This is a genomic window from Actinocatenispora rupis, assembly GCF_016861975.1.
GTDB classification, from domain to species: Bacteria; Actinomycetota; Actinomycetes; order Mycobacteriales; family Micromonosporaceae; genus Actinocatenispora; species Actinocatenispora rupis.
This window is the reverse complement of sequence record NZ_BOMB01000010.1, coordinates 80,573-107,136: the sequence shown is the minus strand read 5'-3', so window position 1 is coordinate 107,136 and position 26,564 is coordinate 80,573. Positions and strand designations below refer to the sequence as shown.

20 protein-coding genes are annotated in these 26,564 nt (G+C 73.6%); 7 read left to right on the top strand and 13 right to left on the bottom strand.

Annotated elements, in window-relative coordinates; translation table 11 throughout:
• Positions 1–262: 262 nt before the first annotated feature.
• Both acs and Aru02nite_RS08680 read right to left on the bottom strand, forming a co-directional pair.
• Positions 263–2,377, bottom strand: a complete 2,115-nt coding sequence (gene acs / locus Aru02nite_RS08685) for an acetate--CoA ligase (protein ID WP_203656458.1) — start codon at positions 2,375–2,377, stop codon at positions 263–265.
• Complete coding sequence (locus Aru02nite_RS08680; RefSeq protein WP_203656454.1) at positions 2,374–2,700, bottom strand: hypothetical protein; 327 nt, start codon at positions 2,698–2,700, stop codon at positions 2,374–2,376. Before Aru02nite_RS08680 ends, acs begins: the two co-directional genes overlap by 4 nt.
• 252 nt (positions 2,701–2,952) lie before the next feature.
• On the opposite strand from Aru02nite_RS08680, the gene Aru02nite_RS08675 reads away from it, so the two are divergent.
• The 3 genes from Aru02nite_RS08675 (at position 2,953) to Aru02nite_RS08665 (ending at position 7,240) form a co-directional block, all read left to right on the top strand.
• A complete protein-coding gene (locus Aru02nite_RS08675; RefSeq protein WP_203656453.1) occupies positions 2,953–4,641 on the top strand; it encodes a class I mannose-6-phosphate isomerase in 1,689 nt (562 codons plus the stop codon).
• Complete coding sequence (locus tag Aru02nite_RS08670; RefSeq protein ID WP_203656450.1) at positions 4,638–5,813, top strand: ROK family protein; 1,176 nt, start codon at positions 4,638–4,640, stop codon at positions 5,811–5,813. Before Aru02nite_RS08675 ends, Aru02nite_RS08670 begins: the two co-directional genes overlap by 4 nt.
• Positions 5,814–6,199: 386 nt before the next feature.
• Complete coding sequence (locus Aru02nite_RS08665) at positions 6,200–7,240, top strand: LacI family DNA-binding transcriptional regulator (protein ID WP_203656449.1); 1,041 nt, start codon at positions 6,200–6,202, stop codon at positions 7,238–7,240.
• A gap of 400 nt (positions 7,241–7,640) precedes the next feature.
• Here the strand turns inward: Aru02nite_RS08665 and Aru02nite_RS08660 are convergent, their stop codons facing one another.
• Together Aru02nite_RS08660 and Aru02nite_RS08655 are read right to left on the bottom strand one after the other, a co-directional pair.
• Positions 7,641–8,798, bottom strand: a complete 1,158-nt coding sequence (locus Aru02nite_RS08660; RefSeq protein WP_203656448.1) for an alpha/beta hydrolase — start codon at positions 8,796–8,798, stop codon at positions 7,641–7,643.
• A gap of 35 nt (positions 8,799–8,833) precedes the next feature.
• Positions 8,834–9,424, bottom strand: coding sequence for a TetR/AcrR family transcriptional regulator (locus tag Aru02nite_RS08655; protein WP_203656447.1), 591 nt, complete (start codon positions 9,422–9,424; stop codon positions 8,834–8,836).
• 137 nt (positions 9,425–9,561) lie between these two features.
• Here Aru02nite_RS08655 and Aru02nite_RS08650 point away from each other — a divergent pair, with 137 nt between their 5' ends.
• Entirely contained in the window at positions 9,562–10,494 is a 933-nt protein-coding gene (locus Aru02nite_RS08650) for an SDR family NAD(P)-dependent oxidoreductase (protein WP_203656445.1), read from the top strand.
• Between the two features lie 332 nt (positions 10,495–10,826).
• Here the strand turns inward: Aru02nite_RS08650 and Aru02nite_RS08645 are convergent, their stop codons facing one another.
• The 5 genes from Aru02nite_RS08645 to Aru02nite_RS08625 form a co-directional block, all read right to left on the bottom strand.
• A complete protein-coding gene (locus tag Aru02nite_RS08645) occupies positions 10,827–12,377 on the bottom strand; it encodes an MGH1-like glycoside hydrolase domain-containing protein (protein ID WP_203656443.1) in 1,551 nt (516 codons plus the stop codon).
• Between the two features lie 85 nt (positions 12,378–12,462).
• Positions 12,463–12,951 (bottom strand): DnaJ family domain-containing protein, encoded by a 489-nt coding sequence (locus Aru02nite_RS08640; protein ID WP_203656442.1) that lies wholly within the window; start codon positions 12,949–12,951, stop codon positions 12,463–12,465.
• 143 nt (positions 12,952–13,094) lie between these two features.
• Positions 13,095–13,604 (bottom strand): NUDIX hydrolase, encoded by a 510-nt coding sequence (locus Aru02nite_RS08635; protein WP_203656441.1) that lies wholly within the window; start codon positions 13,602–13,604, stop codon positions 13,095–13,097.
• Between the two features lie 168 nt (positions 13,605–13,772).
• Positions 13,773–15,761 (bottom strand): glycoside hydrolase family 13 protein, encoded by a 1,989-nt coding sequence (locus Aru02nite_RS08630; protein WP_203656440.1) that lies wholly within the window; start codon positions 15,759–15,761, stop codon positions 13,773–13,775.
• 119 nt (positions 15,762–15,880) lie between these two features.
• Complete coding sequence (locus Aru02nite_RS08625) at positions 15,881–17,371, bottom strand: alkaline phosphatase family protein (RefSeq protein WP_203656439.1); 1,491 nt, start codon at positions 17,369–17,371, stop codon at positions 15,881–15,883.
• 506 nt (positions 17,372–17,877) lie between these two features.
• Between Aru02nite_RS08625 and Aru02nite_RS36550 the strand changes: the two genes are divergently transcribed.
• Positions 17,878–18,861, top strand: coding sequence for a M23 family metallopeptidase (locus Aru02nite_RS36550; protein WP_239076534.1), 984 nt, complete (start codon positions 17,878–17,880; stop codon positions 18,859–18,861).
• A gap of 215 nt (positions 18,862–19,076) precedes the next feature.
• Here Aru02nite_RS36550 and Aru02nite_RS08615 read toward each other — a convergent pair whose 3' ends face one another.
• Entirely contained in the window at positions 19,077–19,328 is a 252-nt protein-coding gene (locus Aru02nite_RS08615) for a hypothetical protein (RefSeq protein WP_203656438.1), read from the bottom strand.
• Positions 19,329–19,574: 246 nt separating this feature from the next.
• On the opposite strand from Aru02nite_RS08615, the gene Aru02nite_RS08610 reads away from it, so the two are divergent.
• On the top strand, positions 19,575–20,507 hold the full coding sequence (locus Aru02nite_RS08610) for an NAD-dependent epimerase/dehydratase family protein (RefSeq protein WP_203656437.1): 933 nt from the start codon (positions 19,575–19,577) through the stop codon (positions 20,505–20,507).
• Between the two features lie 35 nt (positions 20,508–20,542).
• Here Aru02nite_RS08610 and Aru02nite_RS08605 read toward each other — a convergent pair whose 3' ends face one another.
• Positions 20,543–20,878 carry an ArsR/SmtB family transcription factor gene (locus Aru02nite_RS08605; RefSeq protein WP_203656436.1) on the bottom strand — a complete coding sequence of 112 codons (336 nt, stop codon included), beginning with the start codon at positions 20,876–20,878 and terminating at the stop codon, positions 20,543–20,545.
• A gap of 96 nt (positions 20,879–20,974) precedes the next feature.
• On the opposite strand from Aru02nite_RS08605, the gene Aru02nite_RS08600 reads away from it, so the two are divergent.
• Entirely contained in the window at positions 20,975–22,393 is a 1,419-nt protein-coding gene (locus Aru02nite_RS08600; protein WP_203656434.1) for an MFS transporter, read from the top strand.
• Here Aru02nite_RS08600 and Aru02nite_RS08595 read toward each other — a convergent pair.
• Positions 22,377–23,018 carry an NAD(P)-dependent oxidoreductase gene (locus tag Aru02nite_RS08595; protein WP_203656432.1) on the bottom strand — a complete coding sequence of 214 codons (642 nt, stop codon included), beginning with the start codon at positions 23,016–23,018 and terminating at the stop codon, positions 22,377–22,379. The two genes, Aru02nite_RS08600 and Aru02nite_RS08595, sit on opposite strands and share 17 nt — an antisense overlap.
• 113 nt (positions 23,019–23,131) lie before the next feature.
• The gene (locus tag Aru02nite_RS08590) at positions 23,132–26,500 is read right to left on the bottom strand and encodes a S8 family serine peptidase (RefSeq protein WP_203656424.1); all 3,369 of its coding nucleotides are present in this window, start codon (positions 26,498–26,500) and stop codon (positions 23,132–23,134) included.
• Between the last annotated feature and the right edge of the window lie 64 nt (positions 26,501–26,564).

The following is a 26,564-nucleotide window of genomic DNA, read 5'->3' as shown; positions in this document are numbered from 1 at the left end:
GTCGGACCCGGACCGGCGGATGCGCCTGTCGCAGGCCCGCGACGCACCACGCGGCGCCGTTCCGCCCTGCGGAGGACGCGCACGTCGACCCTGGCCCGGCGGGTGCGCCTGTCGCGGGCCGGGACGCACGAGGGAGGCGGCGCCGTTCCGCCGGGCGGAGGACGCCGGACGCCGGCGTCGTTCCGCCCTGTGCGGGGCCGTCGCGCCGACGGCCGGGCCGGTCGCCGGGTCCGACGGCCGGCCCGGTCACCGCGTCGCGGCGTCACTCGGCCTTGCCGAAGGCGCGGATCTCCTCCGCCTCCGCCGGGGTCAGCTCCCGCGGCACCTGGCCGTGCGCCACCTTCTCCCGCTGTACCTGGTGGCGGATGTCGGCGACGATCTCCGGGTTGGCGAGCGTCGTGATGTCACCGACGTCGGCGAAGTTGGAGATGCCGGCGATGACCCGCCGCATGATCTTGCCGGAACGGGTCTTGGGCATGTCCGGCACGATCCACACCTGCGTCGGCCGGGCGATCTTGCCGATCTCCCGCTCGATCGCCGCCGTCACCCCGTCCTGTACGGCGGGGCTCGCGGTCATGCCGGGCTTGAGCGACACGTACATCTCGACGGCGCGGCCGCGCAGCTCGTCCATCACCGGTACGGCCGCGGCCTCGGCGATCTCGTCCACGGTGAGCGCCGCCGACTCCAGTTCCTTGGTACCGAGCCGGTGTCCGGCGACGTTGATGACGTCGTCGATGCGGCCCAGGATCCGGAAGTACCCGTCGGCGGCCTCGACCGCGCCGTCGCCCGCCAGGTACGGCCAGTCGTGCCAGTCGGTACTCGCCGGGTCGCGGTTGTAGCGCTCGTAGTAGATCTGCTTGAACCGTTCGGGCTGGCCCCAGATCGTCTGGAAGATGCCCGGCCACGGGTTGCGGATGCAGATGTTGCCGGCCTTGCCGCTGCCGGCCTCGACCACCTCGCCGACCTCGTCGTAGATGACGGGGTAGATGCCGAGGGCGCCGGGGCCGCAGCTGCCGGGCTTCATCGGTTGCAACGCGGGCAGTGTGGTGCCCATGAACCCGCCGGTCTCGGTCTGCCACCAGGTGTCGACGACGACCGCCTCGCCCTTGCCGACGACCTGGTGGTACCAGCGCCACACCTCCGGTTCGATGGGCTCGCCGACCGTCGTCATGTGCTTGAACCGGTAGTGGTACTTCGTCGGCTCGTCCGGGCCGAGCTTGCGCAGCATCCGGATCGTGGTCGGCGCGGTGTGGAAGGTGGTGACGCCGAGCCGTTCGGCGATCCGCCACAGCCGCCCCGGATCCGGGTACGTCGGAACGCCCTCGTACAGCACCGTGGTGGTGCCGAGCGAGAGCGGACCGTACACGATGTAGGAGTGGCCGGTGATCCACCCGATGTCGGCGGCGCACCAGTACGTGTCGTCCGGGTGGATGTCCTGGTAGTACTTCGACGTGCCGGTGACGTACGCCAGGTAGCCGCCGGTGGAGTGCTGGCAGCCCTTGGGGCGGCCGGTCGTGCCGCTGGTGTACATGAGGAACAGCGGCGCCTCGGCGGGCATCGACTCCGGCGCCACCCGCTGGCCCCGGTAGTCGGGCAGCAGGTCGTCGACGAAGTGGTCCCGGCCGTCGACCATCGGCCGGTCCGACGCGTACCGACCGGGGTGGCGGCGCCAGATCAGCACCGTCCCGACCTCGTGGCCGTGCTTCGCGGCGGCCTCGCACGCCTCGTCCGCCTTGATCTTGTGGTCGATCAGCTCGCCGTTGCGGTAGTAGCCGTCCATGGTGATGAGCACGTCGCTGCCGGAGTCGGCGATCCGCTCGCCGCACGCCGTCCCGGAGAACCCGCCGAACACCTCGGAGTGGATCGCGCCCAGCCGCGCGCACGCCAGCATCGCCACCGGCAGTTCCGGCACCATCGGCAGGTGGAACGTGACCCGGTCACCGGCCTTCACCCCGGCGAAGTCGCGCAACAGTGCGGCGAACTCGTTCACCCGCACCCACAGCTCCCGGTACGTGATCGCCACCGGGTCCGCGTCCTCCGGCTCCGGTACCCAGATCATCGCCGCCTGGTTGGGGCGGGTCGCCAGGTGCCGGTCGACGCAGTTGTGGCAGGCGTTGAGCCGGCCGCCGACGAACCACTTCCAGAACGGCGCCTCGCTGGTGTCCAGCGTGGTGTGCCAGTAGTGGTCCCAGTCGAGCAGGTCCGCGTACTCCTTGAAGCACTCCGGGAACCTGTCCTCGGCGAACCGGTCCAGGATCGCCGGGTCGGACGCGTTCGCCTGGCCGACGAACGCGGCCGGCGGCTGGTAGTACTCCTCCTCGCGCCAGTGGACCGCGATCTGTGCCTCGGATACGTTGTCGCTCCGCTCGGTCGTCATCTGCAGACCTCCTCGACAGTCCCGCCCGGCGCGACGACCAGCCGTTCGTCGACGAGATCCGCACACAGCGCGAATCCGTACAGCTCGGTCGATGCCGCGCTCTGCCGGACGAACGACGACACGTCACCACGGCGCAGGGACTCGGCGGCGACCCGCTCGGCCACCCGCAGCGCGTCCAGCAGCACCGGCCCGAGCAGCGGCAGCGGCGCGGTCTCGGCCCGACGACGCAACGCGGACAGCTCCCGCGCCGGGCCGTCGTCCGCCGCCGCGGCGAGCTCCGCGAGCCGCCACGACACCTCACCCACCAGGTACTGCAGGGTCATCCGCGATCAGCCGTCCGTCACCCGCATCCGGGCGTCACATCCAAGCTAGCCCCCGCCCCGGCCCGCCGGCACCACCCGAACGATCGGCCCCGCCTGAGGTCAAGTTAACGCTATCCCGGACGGTCGTTGGGCGTGGCGACTCGCCGACGACGGCGGACTCCCCGTGATACACCTGATCCGGGTCACCCGGCGGTCGCAGCATCCGGCGGCCGGGCTAGGATAACGATAACTTCGACCTCCGAGGGGGCACCCGTGCCGGACACCGATCGCAGCTACGAGCCCAACCCGCGGTATGCGCCGGTCGGCGGCCGGGTCCGCGTCGGGTGGCGGCAGGCGGTCGACGAGCTGCCGGCCGGCACCCGCGTGCTGGCCGTCGACGGACCGTGGATCCTCGACTGGGACACCCTGGTCAAGGGCCTCGCCGCGGCGGTGCCGGGGCTGGTCGCCGTCGACGTCCGGGACCACCTGGCCGACTGGGACACGATCGCCGCGCGGACCGACACGTCCGAGCTGACCGGCGACCCGCACTTCGCCCGGCTGTCCGACGCCACCCTCGCCGACTTCTTCGCCGACCTGCCCGAGGTCGCGCCCACCGACACCCTGACCGTCGTGTACGGGCCGGGCGCGGCCCTCGTCGCGCACGACGCGCTGTGGTACGCCGACCTGCCGAAGCGGTACGCGGAGGCCGCGGTCGGCGACGGTACCGGAAGCAACCTCGGGCAGTCCGCCGGCGCCGGCACCAACCGCCGACTGTTCTACATCGACTGGCCGATCCTCGACCGGCACCGCGACGACATCGCCGCGACCCTCGACCGCTACCTGGACACCCAGCGGCCGGACGAGCCGGTCTCGCTGTCCGGCCCGGCGTTGCGCGCCACCGCCGACGACCTGGTGCGGCGGCCGTTCCGGACCCGGCCGACGTTCAACACGACGCCGTGGGGCGGCCAGTGGGCCCGCACCGAGCTGGGCTTCAACCCGGACGCCGAGAACACCGCGCTGGGATACGAGCTGATCGCGCCGGAGTCGGGGGTGCTGATCGGCGACGACGAGCACCGGATCGAGCTGCCGTTCCAGCTGCTGGTGGCGCTGCACCCGGAGCAGGTGCTGGGTCAGGAGGTGCACCGCACGTTCGGCACGTCGTTCCCGATCCGGTTCGACTACCTGGACACCGTGGCGGGCGGCAACCTGTCCGTGCACTGCCATCCGCAGTCGACGTACATGACCGAGGTGTTCGGCTGGCCGTACACGCAGCACGAGACGTACTACATGATGGTCGGCAGCGCGGAGAACACGGTGTTCCTCGGGCTGCGCGAGGGGGTCGACGTCGACGCGTTCCACGCCGACGCGCACGCCGCCGACCACGCCGGCACCGAGTTCGACATCACGAAGTACGTGCAGACGTTCCCGGCCGACGAGCACCAGCTGTTCCTGATCCCCGGCGGTACCCCGCACGGCAGCGGCAAGGGCAACGTGGTGCTGGAGGTCAGCGCCACGCCGTACCTGTACTCGCTGCGGTTCTACGACTGGCTGCGGCGCGACGCGAAGGACCGGCAGCGCGCGGTGCACGTCGAGCACGCGTTCCGCAACCTCAACACCCAGCGCACCGGCGCGGCCGTCGCCGCCGACCTCGTCCAGTCCCCGCGTACGGTGCGGGGCGGCGACGGCTGGCGCGAGGAGCTGCTCGGCGAGCTGCCGGAGATGTTCTTCACGGTGCACCGGCTCGTGGTGGCCGCCGGCACCGAGGCGCCCGACGACACCGCCGGCCGGTTCCACGTCATCAACGTGGTGGAGGGCGACGGCGTCCTGGTGCGCACCCCGGCCGGCCACGAACACCGGCTGAACTACGCGGAGACGCTGGTCGTGCCCGCCGCGGTGGGCCGGTACACGATCTCCGGGCTCGGGACGGTAGCGTCCCGGATCGTGAAGGCCCACGTCCGGTGAACACCCCTGCGGTCCCCGTACTGGAGATCGGCGGCACCCACGTCACCGCCGCGCTGGTGGAGTGGCGTGCCGCCGGGCCGGTCGTGGTCGACAGCGGCCGCACGACGCTCTCGTCGGACGGTTCGGCGGACGAGATCGTCGGCGCGATCGCCCGCGCGGCCGGCGGCCTGACCGCGCCGACCGGTGCGGTGTGGAGCGTGGCGCTGCCCGGCCCGTTCGACTACGCGGCGGGGATCGCGCTGTTCGCCGGCGTCGGCAAGTTCGAGGCGCTGTACGGGGTGGACCTGCGCGCGGCGCTCTGCGCGCGGATCCCCGCCGCGGCCGACTTCCGGTTCGTCAACGACGCGGAGGCGTTCGCGATCGGCGAGTGGGCGTACGGGGCGGGTCGCGGCCACGACCGCGCCGTCGCCATCACCCTCGGCACCGGCGTCGGCTCCACGTTCCTGCGCGCCGGCGTCGCCGTCCGCTCCGGCGACGCGGTGCCGCCGCAAGGCCGCGTCGACCTGCTCACCCACCGCGGCCGACCGCTGGAGGAGACGGTCTCCCGGCGCGCCGTCATCGCCGCGTACGCCCAGCGCACCGGCCGGGCCGAGGACGTACGCGAGATCGCCACCGCGGCACGGGCCGGCGACGCCGTGGCCGCCGGGACGCTGCGCTCCGCGTTCGAGGAGCTCGGGGTGGCGCTGGCACCGTGGCTGACCCGGTTCGGCGCGGAGGTCGTCGTGGTGGGCGGCGCGATGGTCGCCTCCTGGGACCTGATCGAGCCGGCCCTGCGCGCCGGGCTCGGCGCCGACCTCGCCGCCCTGCCGCTCGCCGTGGCGGCCCGACCGGCCGACTCGCCGCTGTTCGGCGCCGCGCTGGTCGCCCGCGACCCGGCCTCCCCCGAGCCGGCCTCCCCCGAGCCGGCCTCCCCGGAGTCCGGTTCCGCTGAGCCGGTCTCCCCCGAATCCGGTTCCCTTGAGCCGGCCTCCCCGGAGCCGGTCGCCGGGGGTGGCGGCGGCTCCCCCGGGCCGGCCTCCCCAGAGTCCGGTTCCGTTGAGCCGGTCTCCCCCGGGCCGGCCCCCTCCGAATCCGGTTTCGTTGAGCCTGACTCCGCCGGACCTGCCGGCCGTCCCGACCCCGCAACCGCACCGGACGCCGCCGATCCGGCCGGACCACACCACGACGGGTGACCGGCATGGCCGACCGCACCCGCCGCCCGGGACCAGCCGCCCCGCCGCCACCCGCCGACGCCGGTCCGGCGGCACGCCGTGACACCTCGGATCCGCCGTACGAAGCCGATCCCGCCGCCACGACACCGCCCGCCGGTACGGGTGACGCCGGGCGTACCAGGGCGGCGGCTGGCGCGAGGACCGGCGCCGCCGGTACGGGACCTGCCCGGGCGACGGGTCGCGCGGGCGCGAAGGCCGGCACCAGAGCCGCTGGCGCCAACGCGGACGGTACGGCCAACGGCGCGGAGCCGGGCACCGGAGCCGCCGAAACCACAGCCGCCGGGACCACGACGAACGCGGAGACCGGCGACGCGACAGCGGACCGCGCGGCCGCGGGGGTGTACCGGGTGCGGGCGGGGGCCGGGCGCGGCGGTGACCCGGCGACGATCCGGGAGGTGGCGACGCTCGCCGGCGTCAGCACCATGACGGTGTCGCGGGTGCTGCGGGGCAGCCCGAGCGTGACCCCGGCGAACCGGGAGCGGGTCGAGGCGGCGGTGAAGGCGCTGGCGTACCGGCCGAACGTGGTGGCGCGCAGCCTGCGGCAGGGGCGCCGGACCGGCACCGTCGGCCTGGTCGTCACCAACCTCGCCAACCCGTTCTACGCGCGGCTCGCGCTCGGCATCGAGGCCGAGCTGTCCACCGGCGACCGCCGGGTGATGATCACCAACACCGGCGGCGACGTGGACCGGGAGCGTGCCGCGGTCCGCGACCTGACCGACCGCCGGGTGGATGGCCTGGTGCTGGTGCCGGCCGGCCACTCCCAGGCGTACCTGGGGGACGAGTTGCCGCCGTCGGTGCCGGTGGTGACGGTGGGCCGGCCGCCGACCGGCATCGACGCGGACTGCGTACTGGTGGACGACGTCGGCGGGGCGCACGCGGCGACCCGCGCGCTGCTCGCGGCGGGGCACCGGCGGATCGGGTTCCTCGGCAACCCGCCGTCGGTCTACACCGGTTCCGAGCGGTACCGCGGGTTCTGCGCGGCGCTCGACGAGGTCGGCGTCACCCCCGACGAGGCGTACGTGCGGCGGGCGCAGCAGGACCTCGCGTCGGCCGAGCGCGCCGCTGGCGAGCTGCTGTCGCTGCCGGTGCCGCCGACGGCGATCCTGTGCACCAACAACCGCAACACGATCGGCGCGTACCGGGCGCTGCGGCGGCGCGGGGTGAGCGTGACGATCGCCGGCTTCGACGACTTCGAGCTGGCCGACGTGCTGAGCGTCCCCGTCACCATCGTGGCGTACGACGCGGACGAGCTGGGGCGCCGTGCCGCGCGGCTGCTCGTGGAACGCATCGACGGCGCGGTGGACGCGGGCACCCCGCCACGGCGCATCGTCGTACCGACCACGATCGTGGAGCACCTCCCGCCCGCGGCACCCGACAGTCCACAGTAGACAGAACTGCCGCATGAAAGGACCGCGGGCGCCGGGCGCCGCGGTCGGTATCGCGGGAACGCCGGCCAGGCTCGCCGGATCGAACCCGGCCGGAACCGCTGACGTTCGGCGACGAGCCGACCGACGCCAGCACGGTCCGCAGTAGACAGAACTGCCGCGCGGGCCGGCCGCGGGCGCCGGGCGCCGCGGTCGATGTCACGGGAACGCGGCCGGGATCGGCGGACCGGAACCCGGCCGGGACCGCTGAGGTTCGGCGACAGGTCGACCGGCGCCATCACCGTCCACAGTGGACAGGAATGGTTGGCACACCGGCCGGTGGAGCCCGGTCGCAGTGGCCGAACGCCGGCCGGGACCGGTGCGGTACCGGGCGAGCGGTGGACCGTCCACGGTGGACGGTGGGTCAGGCGGTGCCGCCGGCGGCGTGGTGTGTCGGCGGGCGGGCCTGGACGACGGTGTGGCCGGCGCCGGCGGTGAGGTGCGAGGCGAGCCAGTCGAAGGCGGGTACCTCGACGGAGCGCCAGGTCGTCATGTTGTGACCGCCGGTGGGCAGCTCGACACGTTCGACCTGGACGGGTCCGCCGGTGGCGGCCGCGGCGAACGCGCGTCCTTCGAGGCAGGGTTCGGGGTCGGGGCTGGCGCACATCGCGTAGAAGGACAGGCCGGGCAGGTGCTTGGCGTGGGTGACCTGGTAGAGCGGGTCGTTGGTGTGCTGCGCGAGGGCGTTGCCGTGGAACAGGTTCCCGGTCGAGCGGTCGCGGTAGGGCTTGAAGTACCCGGAGAGGCTGACGGCGGCGGTGAACGGGTAGCCGGCCTGCATGGCGAGGTTGTTGGCGCAGAAGCCGCCGGTGGAGTACCCGATGTCGCCCCAGCCGGTGCGGGAGGTCTGGACCCGCAGCTGCCGGCCGATGACGGTGCGCACGTCGGTCGTGAGGTACGTGCCGAACTGCGGGCCGTGCACGGCGTTGACGCATTCGGTGTCGTGCCAGGTCTGGGTGGTCTGTTCGGGCAGTACGGCGACGACGGGCTGCATCCGGCCGGCGGCGATCTCGGTGTCGAGTACCTGCTGGAGGTGGAGTGCGCCGAGCCAGCGTGCCGGGTTGCCGGGGAACCCGTCGAGCAGTTCGAGTACGGGGAACTTGTGGTGCGCGTACGCGGGATCGTTGTACTGGGGCGGCAGGTACACGTCGGCGGGGAGGTCGATGTGGGTGGTCGGCCCGTCGATGCGGGTGGCGTACACGGAGCCGTGCAGGGTGTGGGTGGCGGAGGTGCCGCCGGGTGCCGCGGTGCCGCCCTTGGCGGTGCCGACGCCGGGCGCCGCGGTCGGCAGTGCCGGGAGTTTGTTGGTACCGAACAGGTCCGACCAGCTGGTGAAGAACTGCTGCGACCGGTTGACCACCAGGCCGAGAGCGAGGGTGATCATCAGCTGGCCGACGACGACCATCGCCGCGGTACGCAGCACGCGGAGCCTGCGGTACCGCCAGAGGACGACGGCGCCGACGGGGAGCCCGACGGCGAGGAGGCTGACCAGGATCAGCAGCGGAACTCCGGTAAGGCTCATACCTCCACGCTAAGTACCGTGAAGCAAACATGCGGTTAGATGTCGGGCAAGGATCGGGAGGCGTACCGGAGGCCGTCGGCGAACAGGTCGAGCAGCCGGCGGGCCTGGTCACGCTGCTCGGGAGCGCCGGCGGCGAGGGAGATGCCGTTGAGCGCGACGAGGATGTCGGCCGGTTCGATCCCGTCCCGTACGGTTCCGGCGGCGGTGCCCGCGTCGAGCAGCGTCCGTACGGCGGCGGTCAGGTTCTCCCGGCTGTGCTCGAACGGGCGCCCGCCGGCCGCGATGACGGCCCGGAGCGCGTCGGCCATCCCCCGCTTGGTCGTCGTGTACGCGACGAAACGGTCCATCCAGGTGCGCAGCGCCTCGTCCGGGGGCAGCTCGCGCAGCAGGTCGGGAACGGCGTCGCAGAGCCGGGACAGCTCGCTGCGGTACGCGGCCTCGACGAGCGCCTCGCGGGTCGGGAAGTGCCGGTAGAGGGTGCCGATGCCGACGCCGGCCTCCTTCGCGACGGCGTCGAGGGTGACGCCTTCGCCGTCGGCGCTGAACGCGCGGACGGCCGCGGTGAGCAGGCGGTCCCGGTTGCGCCGGGCGTCCGCCCGCAGCGGCCGTGCGTCGGTGCCCGCCATGTGCCCTCCTCGCGCCGGCGACGTGGCGGAGACCACGCCGCCACGGTAGTAACCGGAGGATCCTCCGGTTAGCCTTGGGCAACGTAGCGGAGGAACCTCCGTTTCAGCCTACCGACTCGTGGGACAGGACAACCGCCATGACCACACCCATCACCACGCCGTTCGGTGCCGCGTCCACCGCCGCCGAGGTCGTCGCCGGCATCGACCTGACCGGTCGCCGCGCCGTCGTCACCGGCGGCGCCTCCGGCATCGGGATCGAGACCGCCCGCGCGCTCGCGTCCGCCGGCGCCGACGTCACCATCGCCGTCCGCAACCTCGACGCCGGTGCCGCCACCGCCGCCGAGCTGCGCGCGAGTACCGGGAGGGAGGTCGCGGTCCGCCCGCTCGACCTGGCCGACCGCGCGTCGGTCGCCGCGTTCGTCGCCGACTGGCACGTCCCGCTGGCCATCCTGGTCAACAACGCCGGCGTGATGGCCTCCCCGGAGACCCGCACCGCCGAGGGCTGGGAACTTCAGTTCGCCACCAACCACCTCGGCCACTTCGCGCTCACCACCGGGCTGCACGACGCGCTCGCCGCGGCCGGCGACGCCCGTGTCGTGTCCGTCAGTTCCAGCGCGCACCTGCGCTCCGGCGTCGTCTTCGACGACATCCACTTCGAGCGCCGGGCGTACGATCCGTGGCTCGCGTACGGGCAGTCGAAGACGGCGAACGTGCTGTTCGCGGTGGAGGCGACCCGGCGCTGGGCGGCCGACGGCATCACGGTCAACGCCCTGATGCCCGGCGGCATCCGCACCAACCTCCAGCGGTACGTCTCGGACGCGGAGCTCGACCGGATGCGCGCCGCGTCCGGCGGTGGCGCCGCGCAGTGGAAGACCCCCGAGCAGGGCGCCGCCACCTCCGTACTCGTGGCCACGTCGCCGCTACTCGCCGGCGTCGGCGGCCGGTACTTCGAGGACTGCAACGAGGCGGGGCCGAACGAGCCGGGCACCCGCCGGGGCTACGCGCCGTACGCGCGGGATCCGGAGGGGGCGGCGCGGCTCTGGCAGGTCACCGAGGACATGCTCGGCTGAGCCGGATCCGGTGTGCCGGCGACGATCCCGGCCGGCACACCACCGCCGGGGCCACCGCCGCCACTACGAGGCGCTGGTACGGCGCGCGGATCGACGAGTGGGAGCCGACGTCCGTACGCCCTCGTGGTCGGGCAGGCGCCGACCGGGCTGCCCGCGTTCCGCTGACGTCCCGGGTCAGGGCGGCGCCGTCCGGCGCTCGACGGGCGCCGGTCCCGGGCACCGCTCGGCGAACACCGGTCGCCCAAGCGACCCGCCCACGCCTCCGCCATCCGGTGTCCACTGTGGCGCGTCAGCCCGGGAACGTGGCCCGCGACCGTATCCACCGTGGCGTGTCAGCCGAGCGCGAGGCGTACCGTGTGGTGGCCGGTGAGGTCGGCGCGGACCAGGTCGGCCCGCCGACCGTCCACAGTGGACGACACCAGTCGGCGACCGGCACCGGTGAGCGTCACGTCCAGCGTCATCCCCCGGTACGCCAGGCCGCGCAGCGTGACCGGACCCCAGCCGTCCGGCAGGCTCGGCGCGAAGCGTAGACCCGTTGGGGTGCAACGGATCCCGAAGAGCCCGTCGTGCACCATCCGGAGGTACCCGGTGGCCGACCAGGTCTGGTCCGGCTCGGCGGGCCAGTGCCGGCCGACCTGCCACCCGCCGTCCACCGCACCGGTCCGCGCGTTGTACAACTCCCAGAAGTGGCCGTCGGCGCGCCACAGCCGGGCCACGTCGCCGATCGCCCGCGCCAGCAGGTCGGTACGCCCGGCGGCAGCCGCCGCGTGCCCGACCATGCCGACCACCATCGGCCACACGATCACGTTGTGCCGCCCCGGATGCGCGTCGTCGAACCGGGCGAAGTGCGGCCACACGTTGACCGCGCCGTACGGCTCGTGGTGCAGGGTGGCGAGCACCGAGCGGGCGCGGCCGGGCGACGCCACCCCGAACAGCACCGCGAACGCCAGCCCCGCACCCTCCTGGTACGTCTCCAGCGTGCCGGCCCGCTCCCCCGCCCCGTGCACGAAGTAGCCGTACGTGCCGGCGTCGGGGCGCCACAGGTGCCGGTCGATCGCCGCGCGCAGGTCCGCCGCCGCGGCACGGTACCGCCCGGCGGCGGCGTGCTCGCCGACCGCGTCGGCCATCGCCGCGAGCGCCAGGTACGCCCCGTGGTACACGCAGTTGGTGGACAGGCACATCAGCGTGTCCGTGTGCGGGTGGTCGAGGACGAACGACGAGTCGTTCGCCGGGTCGTACGGCGGGCTCGGGTAGCCGGCGATCCCGTCCTGCATGTACGCCGGCCCCCGGAACAACCCGTACGCGGGGTCGTGGCGGGTGGCGCGCAGCAGCCCCAGGGTCGCCGCGGCGCAGGCGTACGCGTCGGTGAGGAACGCGCGGTCGCCGGTGACGAGATGGTGGTGCCAGGCGGCGATCGCCCACACGATCTGGTCCCACCACTGGTTGTCCCGCTGTACCAGCAACGAACCGTCGGCGCGCCGCTCGCACACCGCCCACAGCGTGTTGCGGGCGACGGCGGGGGCCAGCAGGCTGCCGGCGTTCCAGGAGTTGGTGGCGGCGTCCCGGGTCCACGGCTGCTCGTACCCGCCGCCGGCGCGGAAGAACGTGCCGGGCGGGTCGGTCAGCAGCCCGGTCCGGTCGTAGACGGCCGGATCGTACGCGACGGTGTTGGTGTCGAGCAGGTTCCCCAGCGCCGCCCGGTAGGCGCCGCCGAGCAGGTCGTCGACGTCCGGCGCGAACTCGATCTCCGGGCGCGCGGGCGTCACGTCCGCCCCGGCGGTACGCGGGGCCGCGGCGGCGACCTCCGGGGCACCGGCGACACCGGCCGCGACGAGCCCGGCGGCGCCGAGCAGGTGGCGGCGGGACAGGCCATCCGATCGCATGGAACCTCCCGGACACGACGGGCCACGCCCCGACCGCGCTGTCGGCGCCGATTGTCCGAGATCATTGCGGTAGCGCCGAAATGTGTCAACGGCCGCGGCGGAACGTCCTCCGCCACCACGACCGCCCCGCCGCCGGCTCCGGCGCGGGGTCGGCCGCCCGGTCCGCCGCCGCGGCCTCCCGTCGGGCGGTACGGTCCGCGCGCCAGGTGGCGACCACCGCGTCCGCGTCCACCGGCGCCACCGGCACGTGCGGGCCGGACGGCGCGCGCAGGTGCTCGACGATCCGCTTGTTCAGTGCGGCGACCGCCTCCCGTACGGTCTCCTCCGCGTACAGGTCGCGGACCTCCTCGCGGAGCCGTTCGACCGCCCGGCGCAGCTGGAGCGCGGTCGGCAGCAGCGCGTCCGACGACAGCCCCTCGCGCTGCATGTACCCGCGGAGCCACCACAGCTCGTCGTCGGCCGCGCCGAGGTTGCGCAGCGGTTTGCCGGTACCGGGCAGGTCGTCGAACTCGCCGCGTTCGGCGGCCTCCCGGATCTGCTTGTCGATGACCGACTCGTACTGCGACCAGTCCATGCGGCAGACCCCCTCGTACCTCCACGGTAGCGGCCCGCGCCGGGCGTCCCCACGCGACGGTGCCGCGGCGTCCGGGCGAGGTTCCGCGTCCTGCCGACCGCGTTGCACGGCCGTGGGCGCTGCCGGGGGCGGCGCCGGTGCGGTCAGGAGACGTCGGACACGGACAGCTCCGGGAAGTCCTCGCCCGGCTGGACGAACCAGGCGGCGGGCCCGTCGGCGAGCGCGGTGTCGATCCGGCGCCGCACGTACGGGTGCAGGTCGGGCAGCTCGCCGACCGCGAACCATTGCACCGCAACGGATTCCTCGTCGTTGACCCGGGCGGTGCCGCGCTCCGGCCGGCAGTGGAACCAGACGTTCACGTACTGGCACCGGTCGCCGTTGGGGTAGCGGGTGAAGTGCGACGCGACACCGGCCAGCCGGGTGACGCGCACGTGCAGGCCGGTCTCCTCGTACACCTCGCGGACGAGCGCGGTGGCCGGCTGCTCGCCCGGGTCCAGCGCGCCGGACGGCAGGTTCCACAGCCCGTTGTCGGCGCGGCGCTCCAGCAGTACCCGGCCGTCGCCGTCCTCGACGACACCGCTGACGCTGGGCACCATCAGCAGCTCGTGACCGACGTGCTTGCGCAGACCGGCAAGGTACGGCGAGATCGACATGGCGCCGACCCTACCGTGCCCGCCCCGTTCGGCCGCGCCGACAGGTCCCCGTCGAGCGGGTTGTCGGGCACCACGGAGGCGGCGTGCGCGGCACCGCGTGCCGCCCCGGTACCGCGGCGCCGCCGACGATCCGGCAGCCGGACTGGCTGCCGGAGTCGCTCGCGCGGGTCACTGCACCAGAACGGCCCCGTAGTGGCCCGGCACCGTGACGCTGACCGTCCCGTTCGACACCTGGTAGCTGGCCCCGCCGACCGCGTCCGTCACCGTACTGCCGTCCTTCATGGACAGTTGGTACGCCGGCACCTGGTACGTGTGGCTGGTGGAGTCGTTGTTGAGTACCACGGCGATGCGGTTCTTCGCGTCGGTCCGGCCGTACGCGAACATCTTGGTGGCGTCGTCGGTGCCGAGCGACTGGAACGAGCCGGTCCGGAGCGCGGGGTACTGCTTGCGGATCGCGATCAGCTTGCGCAGCAAGGCAACGGCGTCGTTGCCGGTGGTCGCCTGCGACCAGTCCATGCAGCGCCGGTCGTCGGGATCGTTGGCGCCGACCAGCCCGTACTCGTCGCCGTAGTAGATCGTTGGCATCCCGACGTACGTCATCTGCACGAAGTCCGCGAGGTACGTCTTCCAGATGTCGCCGCCGGCGCGCTGGGCGAACCGCGGGATGTCGTGGTTGGACAGGTGGTTGCTCATCACCTGCTGCACCTGGGTCGGGTAGTTCGCCCGGGTGCCGCGCAGCCACGAGTCGAACTGGGACGCCGACAGCGACGCGGCGTTGCCGTTGTAGTCCTTGCCGGTGATCCACTGCGAGACCGGGTTGGTGAAGCCGTCGTAGTTCGTGGCGCCGTCCCACTGGCCGCCGGTCACCCACGGGTTCGCGTCGCCCCAGTACTCGCCGAAGATCAGCGCGTTCGGGTCGGCGTCCTTCACCGCGGTACGGAACTGGCTCCACACGTCGTGGTTCGTCGCGTCCTCGCCGGCGTTGCCGTCCGCGTCCACGTACTGCGCGGCGTCGAGCCGCCAGCCGTCGATGTGGTGCTGCCGGATCCATTCCTGCGCAACGGATCCCGTCGATCCGTAGATCGCGTTGCGGGTGGCCGAGCCGGACGCGCCGTAGTTCAGCTTCGGCATCGTCGGCACCTGGTTCAGGAAGCTGGAGTACTTCTCCGGCCACTGCTGGAAGGTGTAGTAGCCCGCGTACTGGCTCGACTGCGACTCGTACGCGCCGGTCGAGTTCGGCCACACGTTGCCCTTGTCGAACCACGGCGACCACTCGCCGGTGTGGTTGAACACGCCGTCGAGGATCATGTGCCCGCCCTTGGCGTGCAGGTCCGACACCAGCGTGTCGAACGCCGCGTCACCACCGAGGTGCGGGTCCACGTGGTCGTAGTCCTGCGTGTCGTACTTGTGGTTGGTCGGCGAGGTGAACACCGGGTTCAGGTAGATGGCGTTCACCCCGAGCGTGTCCGTCAGGTACGACAGGTGCGCGTCGACGCCCTGCAGGTCGCCGCCGAAGAACACGGAACTGTTGGTGTAGCCGGCATCCGCAGCCGGGCTCGCCCCCCAGCTCTTGTGCTCCGTCGGATACCCGTCGTACGTGTACTCGCCGGTGGTCACGTCGTTGCCGGTGTCACCGTCGGCGAACCGGTCCGGGAAGATCTGGTACAGCACCGAGTTCTTCGCCCAGTCCGGCGTGCTGAAGCCGGGCAGCACGTAGAAGTCCTGTGTGGACGGTTCCCCGGTGGACGGCCCCGCCGCGTTGTACCACGCGGTCGCCGACCCGTCGTTGACCTGGAACCGGTAGTACTTGGCGGAGCAGCTCGCCGGCACGGTCCCGGTCCACAGGTCGAACTTCCCGGTCGCGTCGTTGCTGCCGAACGACATCGGCACCCAGTGGAACGCCGAGTCCGCGCTGTCGTAGTACTTGATGTTGACGCTCGTGACGTCGGTGTGGAAGGTACGGAACGTCAGCGTCACGGGTGTCGTGCAGCCCGGCGCGACGGCGCTGTCGTACAGGGGGCCCTGGTCGTGGAACAGGCCGTCCCACTCGACGTTGTTGTCGTTGCCGGCGGCCCAGGCCGGCGCCGGCACACCGGCGAGCAGGCCCGCGGCGAGCGCGCCGATCACCGCCACTGTCGTCTTCCGGTACAGCCGCATCCGTGCCGCCTTCCCGATGAGGTCAGAACCGATCACCATACGACATTTCCGGCGTGGGTGGCATCCCCTCGGGTCCGGGTGCGCCGGGACCGCGCGGGCCCCGGCGCACGCGTGGCAGGTCAGTGCGTGTGCGGGCGGTGGCCCGGCTCCTGGTGCGGCACCGTCTGCCTCGTCGGTACGGTCGGCGCCGGCAGCGTCGCCGCCTCCTGCTGCTCCACCGCGAGCAGCGGCGCCGGGTCGGTCAGCCGCGGGAACGTCGGGTCGGCGGGCCCGAGCCGCAGCGCCGAGGTCAGGTCCCCGACGGTACGGCGGCGCCACGGGCTGATGTTCGTCTCCCGTACGCCGAAGCGCCGCTCCAGCAACCGCAGCTGCGAGGTGTGGTCGAAGGTCTCGCTGCACACCCAGCCGCCGCGGCTCCACGGCGAGATGACCAGCGCGGGCACCCGCATCCCGGGTCCGACCGGGCCGGCGATCCCGGCCGCGCCGGCGGGCAGCGGCGACGCGGTGACCCACTCCCCTTCCGTACCCTCGGGCGGGCGCGGCGGCGGCACGTGGTCGAACAGCCCGTCGTTCTCGTCGTACACGACGACGAAGACGGTCTTCGCCCACACGTCGGGCCGCGAACCCAGCGCGTCCAGCACCGTCCACAGGTACTCGGCGCCCGCGGCCGGGAAGTTCCCCGGGCCCTCGGCGGCCTCCGGCAACCCGTACACCGACGGCAGGTACTGCGCGTCCAGCCAGGTCACCGACGGCAGGTCACCCTTGCGGATCATGTCCGCGACCATGGACGGCGAGTACGGGACCATGGCGTTGTCGTACAAGGGATCGCCGGGCTTGGCGTCCTGGAACCGTTGGAACCAGCCGAGATCTGTGTCCGGCGGGTACGCGGTGCAGTAGCGCCAGCTGATCCCGGCCGCCTGCAACCGTTCCGGGTACGTGGTCCAGCGGAAGCCGGTGCTGTGGTTGTCCACGACCGGTCCGCCGAGCGTGCCGGCCGGGTCGACGGTACCGCTGATCGCCATGACCCGGTTGGGATGCGTGGGCCCGAGTACGGAACAGAAGTAGTTGTCGCACACCGTGAACGCGTCGGCCAGCGCGTAGTGGAACGGCAGGTCCTCGCGCGTGTAGTACGCCATGGTGAAGGAGCCGTTGGTCGGGCCGTCCGCGGCGCGGTGCGTCGGCACCCAGTTGTCCATCCGGCCACCGTTGACCGACAGGTGCTGCGACTGCCAGGTGTGGCTCGTGCCGTACGCCTTGATGCCGCTGGTCTTCTTCGTGTCGTACCGGAACGGCAGCAGGTAGCCGTCCGGGTTCTCGGGATCCGGTTGGTGGAACACGGATCGCCCGGTGGACAGGGTGATCGCGGCCGGGTCGTCGAACCCGCGGACACCCTTGAGACTGCCGAAGTAGTGGTCGAACGAGCGGTTCTCCTGCATCAGGAAGATGACGTGCTCGATCTGCTCCAGCGACCGCAGCGGGTCGGCGGGGGCGGCGAGCGCCTTGCGCATCGACCCGGGCAGCAGCGACAGGGCCGCCGCACCGGCCGCGGTCGCCGCGGCCGTACCGAGAAATCTGCGTCGGGAGGTGCCGTGGGAGGGGTCTTGGGGCATGCGCACTCCTCGAACCGTTGGGGGGACAGCCCTTGCGAGGATCTCGACGGGTGATGGCCCGTACGTGACGTGCCATCACCCGCGCCATGAATGACAGTCGATGTTCGGTCCGTCCGCAAGGGCCCGGTGACGGCAGTTTGCACTGCCATTACCTTTCCCGACGGAAATCTCCGGCGGCGGGAGGGGCCGGCACCGCGGGCCGCGCGTACCACGATGGCGTGAGTCGGGGGTCACGGTGTGACGGAGACCCTGCCCGGCACCGCGGTACCAAGGCGGGCAAAGCGATCCGTGCGTACCGCGCAACGGTGCGGATTGCCGCGTACGGAGCACCCGGCCGGTGACTTTGCGTCTACCGTGGCCTGCGGCTGCCGGACCGCGTACGGCCCGACCCGACGACGCGCACGAGGGTGACCACGACCCCGCTGCCGCCGGGTCGCGTACGGACGGTGGCGTTCCCCGGGCCGACCCGCCTGCGCACCCGAGCCCCGACGCCGAGGACACCCCCCATGAATCCCCTGTCGTACCTGTTTCGTGCCGTCGACACCGTCGCCCGGCGGCTGCTGCTCCTGCGCGCCGTACCCGGCACGCTGATGCTCGCGCTGCGCTCACTGCCTGCCGTACTGCGCGGGCTGCCGTCGGCCGCGCGCGGCCTGGTCCCGACCCTGCGCGCGCAGCCGTGGCGGGAGTACGCCCGGACCGCGGCGGACCGCGCCGGTGACCCGTGGTGGTGGCGGCGCGGCGGCCTGCGCGGCGCGGAGTGGGTACGCCGCAGCTGGCGCGTCCCGGCCCGCCGCGGCCTCGGCATGGCCGTACTGGCCGCCGTCGCGGTCGGCGTGGCCGTGACCACCGCGACGCTCACCACCGCACCGGACCACCCCACCCAGGCCGCCGGGTACGACAGCGCCCGGGTGGCGCCGGACCGCGCCGACCGGGGCCAGGCCCGTACCGCCCCGTCGCCCGACGCGAAGGCACCGGACGCCAAGGCCCCTGCCGGCAAGGCCCCTGCAGGGAAGGCGCCGGCTCCGGCCGGGAAGGCGCCCGCGGCGAAGGCACCGGCCGCGAAGCCGAAGCCGCCGGCCGAGTGGCAGCTCCCGGTGGCCGCGAAGCACTACTGGGTCAGCTCCACGTTCGGTACCCGGTGGGGCGTACTGCACGCCGGCGTCGACCTCGCCGTACCGATGAACACGCCGATCCACGCCGCGCACGCCGGTTCGGTCAGCATCGCCGGCGCGTACGACGGGTACGGCAACGCGGTCGGCCTGGAGAACGGCAACGACATCGCCACCGTCTACGGCCACCTCTCCCGCGTCGTGGTGCACACCGGCGACCACGTCCGCGCCGGGCAGCTGATCGGTTTCTCCGGCAACACCGGCGACTCGACCGGGCCGCACCTGCACTTCGAGATGCGCAGGCACGGCGTCGCGTTCGACCCGCTGCCGTACCTGACGGGCCACGGCCTGGACATCGTCCGCAACGGCGGCAAGGGCTGACGGTCCGCCCCGCACCACGGTCGCCCCGCACCACGGTCAGCCCCGCGCCACGGTTGCCCCGTGCCACGGTTCGGGGCGACCGGCGGGTACCGAAGCCGCCGAGCGGCGGCTCCACCCGGGTCACCTGGCCGGCCCGGATCAGCATGTCCCACAACGGTTCCGGCTTCGTCCACCCGCCCGCGTACGCGAGGTGGCGCAGCCGGTCGCGGCGCCGTTCATGCGCCGCGCCGGATCGCCGACCACCGGTGGAACTCCGGGTACACGAGCGCGAGCCGTCGACACGCCGGGTCGGCGTCCACCGGCCGGTACCCGACGTGCCGGGTGCCGTGGGCGTGCCAGTCATCGGTACCGATCCCCGCATCCGTTGGTACAGCGCGGTTCCACGGTACGGCGTGATGACGTGGTCTCGATCCGCCGAGCAGGTGGTCGTCCTCCGGCCGGCCGGTCTCGGCGAGCGCGTCGTCCACCAGCCGCCCCTGTCAGCGCCGGATCATCGTGACCCTCCTGCCCGCTGGACCGCGGATGCGGACGTCCCGGGCCGGCGCCGTGCGTACCGTGTGATGGTCCGCGGATCGGTTGCGGCACAGGCGGTCCACGTCGTAGCGGGGCGGGTCGGTGGTTCGTCGTAGCCGGTCTACGCGATCCGGCGGACTCGCCGGCGCCGCGACCGGCCTACGGTCGGACACCAGGACCATCGACGACGGGAACCTCCCATGCGCACACTGGTCACCGGCGGTGCCGGGTTCGTCGGATCGCACCTGACGGAGGCACTGCTGGACGCCGGGTACGAGGTGCGGGTGCTCGACGACCTGAGTACCGGCCGGTGGGCCAACCTCGCCGCGGTGTCGGACCGGCCGGGGCTGCGGCTGGTGCACGGTTCGGTGCTGGACGCCGACCTCGTCGACCGGCTCGTCGCCGGCTGCGACACGGTGCACCACCTGGCCGCGCCGCCGGGCCGCTACCCGGACCGCGCCCTGGCCGACCTGCGTACGGTCGTGCACGGGACCGAGCACGTGGCCGCCGCCGCCCACCGGTACGACGCGCGCCTGCTGCACGTCTCCACCGGCGCGGTGTACGGCCGGAACGCTCGGATCGGGCTGCGCGAGCCGGACGACCGGATCGTCGGTCCGGAGCCCCGGTGGTGGTCCGCGGACGCCGCCGCCGTCGCCGAGGCCGTCGTCGCCGGGTACGCCCGGGCGGGCCTGCGCGCAGTGGTCGTCCGGCTGTTCGACACCGCGGGGCCGCGCCAGCGCGACGGGGTGGTGCCGCGGTTCGTCGGGCAGGCGCTGTCCGGCACGCCCCTGACCGTGCACGGCAACGGCCGGCAGGTGCGCTGCTTCTGCCACGTCGCCGATGTCGTACCGGCGCTGGCGACGCTGATCGACCGGCCGATCGCGTACGGCGGGGTGTTCCATCTGGGTTCGGGTGAGCAGACCACGATCGGACGGCTCGCCGAGCGGGTACTGGAGCTGACCGGTTCGTTCGCCCCGATCGTGCGCGTACCGGCGGCGGAGGACGGGCTGTCGCGGCGGGTGCCGGACTGCCGGCGGGCGCGCGAGCTGATCGGGTTCGCGCCGACCCGCGGGCTCGACGAGATCCTGCGTGACGTGCTGGCGGACCACGCGCCGCACCCGGTACGACCCTGACCGTACCGTCCACTGTGGACAGCGTGGCGGCGCGGTCAGGCGACGTACCGGTCGGCGGTGGTGAGGACGGAGTCGAGCAGGCCGGGGAAGCACGCGTCGAGGTCGGTGCGGCGCAGGGTGAGCACACGCTGGGCGCCGCGGATCTCGACGTGCAGGATGCCGGCTTCCCGCAACACCTTCTGGTGGTGGGAGAACGTCGACCGGCCGATGTCCAGGTTGGCGGCGTGCAGCAGCTCGGTGCACGGTGACTCGCCGAGCCGCCCGAGCGTACGCACGGCGCTCAGGCGGGCCGGGTCGGCCAGCGCGGCGAGGACCTTCGGCAGTCGCAGGTCGGCGCGCGCCGGGTGCGCGCCGCTCGTCTCGGCATCCACGGACCGGATCCTAGTTCGCCCTTGCGCTTATGTCGACAACCATCGTACTGTTCGATCGCCGTCGACAGTCGATGGTTATCGAACTCCGGAGCGCCGATGCTGCTGCCCGCGATCCTCTCCGCGATGTTCCTCTACGGCTTCGACCTGAATGTCGTGAACGTCGCGCTCCCCACGCTCGCCGGCCAGCTGCACGCCGGCCCCGCCGCGCTGCAACTGGTCGTCGGCGGCTACACCTTCACGTACGCCGCGGGCCTGGTCACCGGCGGCCGCCTCGGCGACCTGTACGGGCACCGGCGGATGTTCCTCGCCGGGATGGCGGCGTTCGCGGTCGCCTCGGCGCTGTGCGGGCTGGCGCAGACACCCGGCCAGCTCGTCGCCACGCGGCTCGTCCAGGGGCTCACCGCCGCCGCGATGGTCCCCCAGGTCCTCGCCATGATCACCACCGCGTTCCCGGCCGCGGAACGCCCGCGCGCGCTCGCCGGGTACGGCGTGGTCGCCGCGGTCAGCGGGATCTGCGGCCAGGTGCTCGGCGGGATGTTGCTGAGCGCCGACGTGTTCGGGCTCGGCTGGCGGGCCGTCTTCCTCGTCAACGTTCCGGCCGCGGCGATCGTCCTCGCCGTCGCGCCCCGCGTACTTCCCCGCCACGAACCCACCACCCGGGTGCGGCTCGACCTCGCCGGCGCGCTCGCCCTGTCCGCGACGCTCGGCCTCGCCCTCGTCCCGCTCGTACTCGGGCGTGACCTCGGCTGGCCGTGGTGGGTCTGGACGCTGCTCGCGGCGTCCGTACCGGTCGCGGTCGGCACCGTGTGGTGGGAACGCCGGGTCACCGCACCACTGCTCGACCTCGCGCTGTTCACCGACCGGCGGTACCGGCTGGGGATCGCCGTCGCCGCCGCGTTCATGGCGACCTTCAGCGGGGTGGTGTTCGTGACGACGCTGCTGCTCCAGCGCGGGCTCGGGCTGAGCGCGGTGCAGTCCGGGCTGGCGTTCGCGCCGATGGCGGTCGTCGGCGTACTCGTCCCGCCCCTCGGCCGCCGCCTCGTCACCCGCCACGGCCCGGTTCCCGTGGTACTGCTGGGTTGTGCGGTGAACGCGGTCGCGTTCGGCGCGCTCGGGCTGGCGTTGCAGCTGCGCGGCGGCGCGGTCGGGGCCGGCTGGTTGGTGGTGCCGCTGGCCGGCCTCGGCCTCGGCAACACGTTGCTGCTGCCCGCACTCCTCGGCGCCACCCTCGCCGGCGTACGCCCGGACCGGGCCGGGGTCGCGGCCGGCGTCCTCGCCACCGCGCAACAGTTCGCCGGTACCGCCGGGCTCGCCGTGCTCGGCACCGCGTTCTTCGCCGTCCTCGCCGCCCACCACGCCACCCCCACCGGCTACGCCCGGGGCGCGGAACTGGTGGTGTGGTCGGCACTCGGGCTCACCGCCGCGATGGCCGGGCTCACCGTACGGCTGCGCGCGGTGGCGGCACCCGCGCCGGGGACCGCGCCCGTCGTGGCCGCCGTCAGTAGCCGACGCTGAAGCGCTCGCCGACGTGCGCGGGACGTTCGATCTCGTCGAGTACGGCGACGGCGTAGTCCTCGGCGGAGATGTGGCTGTCCCCGTCGGCGCCGACCACCAGCTCGTCCAGCCCGGTACGGTACCGGCCGGTGCGCTCGCCCGGCGCGACCTGCGCGGCCGGCGACAGGTTCGTCCACCGCACGTCCGAGACCGTACGCAGGTAGTCGAGGGCGTCGCCGTGCGCGTGCATGATCAGCAGGATCGTCTTCGGCAGGCCCGGCGCGTCCCACACCTGCGTGCCGTTCGGCGTACGCAGCGAGCCGGCGCCGCCGACCATGATCAGCCGCGGCCCGTCCGGCCCCTGCCGGCGGATCCCCTCCACCAGCGACCGGGCGGACGGCGCGATGACCGCCTGGTGGTGGGGGCCGTCGCCGCCGCCGATCGCCGAGACGATCACGTCCTGGCCGGTGATCCGGGCGACGGCGGCCGGGTCGAGCGCGTCGGCGACGGCGACCGTGACGTCCGGATCGGTGACCTTGTGCGCGTCCCGTACGACGGCGGTGACCTGGTGGCCACGGCCGACCGCCTCCCGGACGATCCGCGAACCGATCGTCCCGTTCGCCCCGAACACCGCGATCCTCGCCATGGCAGCCCCCCGACCTCGGACCCTGCGCGGCCCGGTCCGGCGCCCGGACCGGCCACCGGTGGGGTGCGCGGCGCGCTGCCCGCCACCCCACCGTCACGGTAACCGCGATGCGGTCAGCGCACCCGCCAGATGCCGATCACCGTCTGCTCGATCGCGTTGCCCGCGCTGTCGGTCGCCGCGGCCTTCAGCGACACCGCCGTACCGGAGGGCAACGCGGGCACCACCCCGGCGTACCGGCCGGCGGTGCCGGCGAGGTGCACGCGGTGCCACGTCGCGCCGGCGTCGCTGGAGTACGCGAGGGTGACGGTGCGGAAGGTGCCGGCCGGGAGGGTCGCCTGCGAGACGTGCGTGGCGCGCAGCCCGAGCACCGTCGGCCGCCCCGGTACGGCGTGGCCGGTGGAGTCGAGCGCCGGTTGGTAGTCGAGGACCGGGACCGCGGGCTGCGGCGCGGCCTCGTACCCGGGGTTGTTGGTGGGGCGGGACCAGAACGTCCAGCGCGTCCGCGCCGACGCGAATCCGCTCAACCGGGCCGGATCCACGGTCACGGTGCTGTCCGCGGTGAACGTCGCGGGGCCGGCCGCGACCGGGAAGTACCCGTAGGTCCAGGTGTTGGCGCCGACCGGGGTGCCATCGCGGCTCAGCGCCAGGGTGGCCGCGGAGACGCTGCCGGTGCCCCAGCTGCCGGCGTGTTCGCCGTCGCCGAGCCCGGTCACCAGCCACTGGTTCGTCGGGTACCGCGGGGCGTCGACCACCGTGGGCGCCAACGTACGGAACCAGTGCACGGCACGCCGCTCCCCCGGCTCGTACACGGTGACCGGGTCGTACAGTCGCGCGGACGCGGCGCCCGGGGTGCGGACCTCCTGCTGGAACCGGACGCCCGGCGCGGCGGTGACCAGCTCGGTGCGCCGCGACGGCAACGCCACCGGCCGGTACGCGCCGACCGCCATCGGCGCCAGATCCGTGTAGTCGGCGCGCATCTCGTCCGTCGTCGCCGGCGCGCCGAGCGCGTGGTACGTGACGTCCAGCCGGGCCAGGTCGCGCACGTCCCGCTCGCCGAACGGCAGCGCGCCGGTCCTCGGCACGACCGGGCTCTGCTGCACCACGTCGTACACGTCGGCGGGGGCGCGCTTTCCGGTGGGCAGCAACCGGAACCGGGTGGTCAGGCCGTACACGCCGTGGGTGACGGGCGCGGTCGGCTGCACGAGTACCCGGTGCTGCGCCAGGTCGTCGGCGGACGGCAGGATCGAGTCGATGTACCCGCCCTGGCCGGCGTCGTACCGGCTCTCGTACACCTGGGCCTGGTCGACGCGGGTCGGCACGTGCGGCACGCTCGTCGGTACCAGCGGCACGGCGTCGCGGGCGTCCAGCGCGACCGCGGTGTCACCGGCGACCCGCACCTCCGGGTCGCCCGTGAACGCGACCGACTCCACGGTGCCGTCCGCCTCGTCGGTCTCCACCCGGGACTGCACGCTGTACCAGCCGGGCGCGACGCGCGCCGTACCGTGGCCGTGCGCGTCGAGCGGTACGTTGAACGCGGACGCCCCGTTGACGTTGTCGGCGTTCACCACGTCGGCCCGGCCGTACGCGTAGGGTCGGCCCAGGTGGTCGGTCACGGTGACCGACACGTCGTAGCGTTCCGGCTCGACGTAGCCGCCGACGGGCAGCCGCAGGTCACCGGAATCCGTTGCCAGCACGAGGGTTCCGCCGTACTCCGCGGCCGGACCGCTGTTCGGGTCGAGCGTCACCGTGACCGCCGCCGACCCGTGCGCCGGTACGTCCACGGTGGACGGTGCGACGGCGAGCGTACCCGCCGGCGCGGCCGTACCGGACCGCTGGGCGAACGTCGCGGACGGGGTGACGGTGACGGCCGCGGCCGAGTCGTTCGTGAGCGTCACCGTTTTCGTCACGGGCCCGGCGTGCGGCCAGCGCACCGCCCCGAAGTCCACAGTGGACACATCGGCGGTCAGCGCGGTCGTGCTGGCACGGGCCAGGTCCAGCCGCCCGGCACCCTGGTCCCACACCGTCCCCTTCGCGTACGCCGAGGCGGTGGTGGACAGCGCCGCCTTCACCCGCGCGGCTGTCCACTGTGGATGCTCCTGCCGCAGCAGCGCGGCGGCACCGGCCACCTGCGGCGTCGCCTGCGAGGTCCCCGACAGCTGCGTGTACGGGTTGCCCGTACCGCCGCCGGCGCGCGCCCCGGTGATCGACACACCCGGCGCGGTGATCTCCGGCTTGAGGCGGTGGTCGCCGCGGGTCGGCCCGCGCGAGGAGAAGAACGGCACCGCGTCGTTTCCGTCGGTCGCGCCGACCGTCAGCGCCGCCGCGGCGATGCCGGGACTCTCGATCGATCCGTTGCCCGGCCCGCTGTTCCCGGCCGCCACCACGAACAGGGTGTCCGACGACGCGGACAGTTCGTCCACGGCCGCCGCGACCGGGTCGTCCGCGGCGGGCGGCGCGCCGAGGCTCATGCTGACGACGCTCGCGTGCTCCGCCACCGCCCACTGCATTCCGGCGATCACCCAGGACAGCTGACCGGTGCCGTTGGCCGCGAGTACCTTGCCCACCACCAGATCCGCGCGGTACGCCACGCCCCGGCGCGCGCCGTCGGCCGCGGCGCCGCTGCCGGCGAGCAGCGACGCGACGTGCGTACCGTGACCGTTGTCGTCGTCGGCGGTGGCCGAGCCGGTGAAGCTCGCGCTGTCGCCGACCCGGCCCGCCAGGTCCGGATGCCCGGCGTCGACGCCGCTGTCCAGCACCGCCACCCGCACGCCGGCGCCGTCGAGACCGGCGTCCCACGCGGCCGGCGCGCTGATCCGGGTCAGGTTGGCATCCAACGTGTCCGCCCGCACCGTACGGTCCAGCCACACCTTCGCGATGCCGCCCAGCGCGGCGCCGGCCGTACGCGGGCTGACGGTGCGGCGCCCACCGAGGCGCGCCAACCGGTCCGCGAAGCCCGCGGTCGCCGACTTGGCCAGGCTCGCCGACACCGCGTCGATGCTTCCCAACGCCCGCCCGGTACGCAGGCCCGCCGGCGCGGCGAGCGACCGCGTGCCCGGCGCGTACCGGACGATCAGCGGCAGCGAGTCGCGGTGCGCGTCGTCGTATCCCTGGCGTACCAGGGCGGTGACGTCGAAGAGTTCCGCGTCGAGGACGCCGGGGACGAGGCTCGCCACGTCGGACGGCAGCACGTAGACGTCGTCGCCGGAGTACCGGGTCTGGAACGTCACCGGCCGCCCACCCCGGTCCGCCGGTACGACGGTGACGGCGGGGTGACCGGCGACCGGCGCGCCGACGCGTACCTGGTCGCCGGTGATCAGGGTGACCGACACCGGCGGCCGTACCCGCGGGGCGGCGGGTGGCGTCGCGGTGTGCGGTGCGGCGACGGCGGCGACGGGCGCGCCGAGCGCGAGCACCGCCGCGGTCAGCGCCGCGAGGGCGCGCCGCCGTGCCGCACGGGGTCGGGGGACGCGGGAGCCGCGCATCGTTCCTCCGGGGATACCAGACGGGAGGGGCCATCCACGGTCCTACCGCTGTTTGCGGCCGGAA

Excerpts from the sequence above, each read along its gene's own strand:
- Aru02nite_RS08640 (WP_203656442.1), bottom strand. The coding sequence starts at position 12,951 with ATGGACTGGTCGCAGTACGAGTCGGTCATCGACAAGCAGATCCGGGAG.
- Aru02nite_RS08650 (WP_203656445.1), top strand. The coding sequence starts at position 9,562 with ATGACCACACCCATCACCACGCCGTTCGGTGCCGCGTCCACCGCCGCC.
- Aru02nite_RS08680 (WP_203656454.1), bottom strand. The coding sequence starts at position 2,700 with ATGACCCTGCAGTACCTGGTGGGTGAGGTGTCGTGGCGGCTCGCGGAG.
- Aru02nite_RS08610 (WP_203656437.1), top strand. The coding sequence starts at position 19,575 with ATGCGCACACTGGTCACCGGCGGTGCCGGGTTCGTCGGATCGCACCTG.
- Aru02nite_RS08600 (WP_203656434.1), top strand. The coding sequence starts at position 20,975 with ATGCTGCTGCCCGCGATCCTCTCCGCGATGTTCCTCTACGGCTTCGAC.
- Aru02nite_RS08655 (WP_203656447.1), bottom strand. The coding sequence starts at position 9,424 with ATGGCGGGCACCGACGCACGGCCGCTGCGGGCGGACGCCCGGCGCAAC.
- acs (WP_203656458.1), bottom strand. The coding sequence starts at position 2,377 with ATGACGACCGAGCGGAGCGACAACGTATCCGAGGCACAGATCGCGGTC.
- Aru02nite_RS08595 (WP_203656432.1), bottom strand. The coding sequence starts at position 23,018 with ATGGCGAGGATCGCGGTGTTCGGGGCGAACGGGACGATCGGTTCGCGG.
- Aru02nite_RS36550 (WP_239076534.1), top strand. The coding sequence starts at position 17,878 with ATGAATCCCCTGTCGTACCTGTTTCGTGCCGTCGACACCGTCGCCCGG.
- Aru02nite_RS08645 (WP_203656443.1), bottom strand. The coding sequence starts at position 12,377 with ATGCGATCGGATGGCCTGTCCCGCCGCCACCTGCTCGGCGCCGCCGGG.
- Aru02nite_RS08625 (WP_203656439.1), bottom strand. The coding sequence starts at position 17,371 with ATGCCCCAAGACCCCTCCCACGGCACCTCCCGACGCAGATTTCTCGGT.
- Aru02nite_RS08660 (WP_203656448.1), bottom strand. The coding sequence starts at position 8,798 with ATGAGCCTTACCGGAGTTCCGCTGCTGATCCTGGTCAGCCTCCTCGCC.
- Aru02nite_RS08635 (WP_203656441.1), bottom strand. The coding sequence starts at position 13,604 with ATGTCGATCTCGCCGTACCTTGCCGGTCTGCGCAAGCACGTCGGTCAC.
- Aru02nite_RS08590 (WP_203656424.1), bottom strand. The coding sequence starts at position 26,500 with ATGCGCGGCTCCCGCGTCCCCCGACCCCGTGCGGCACGGCGGCGCGCC.
- Aru02nite_RS08630 (WP_203656440.1), bottom strand. The coding sequence starts at position 15,761 with ATGCGGCTGTACCGGAAGACGACAGTGGCGGTGATCGGCGCGCTCGCC.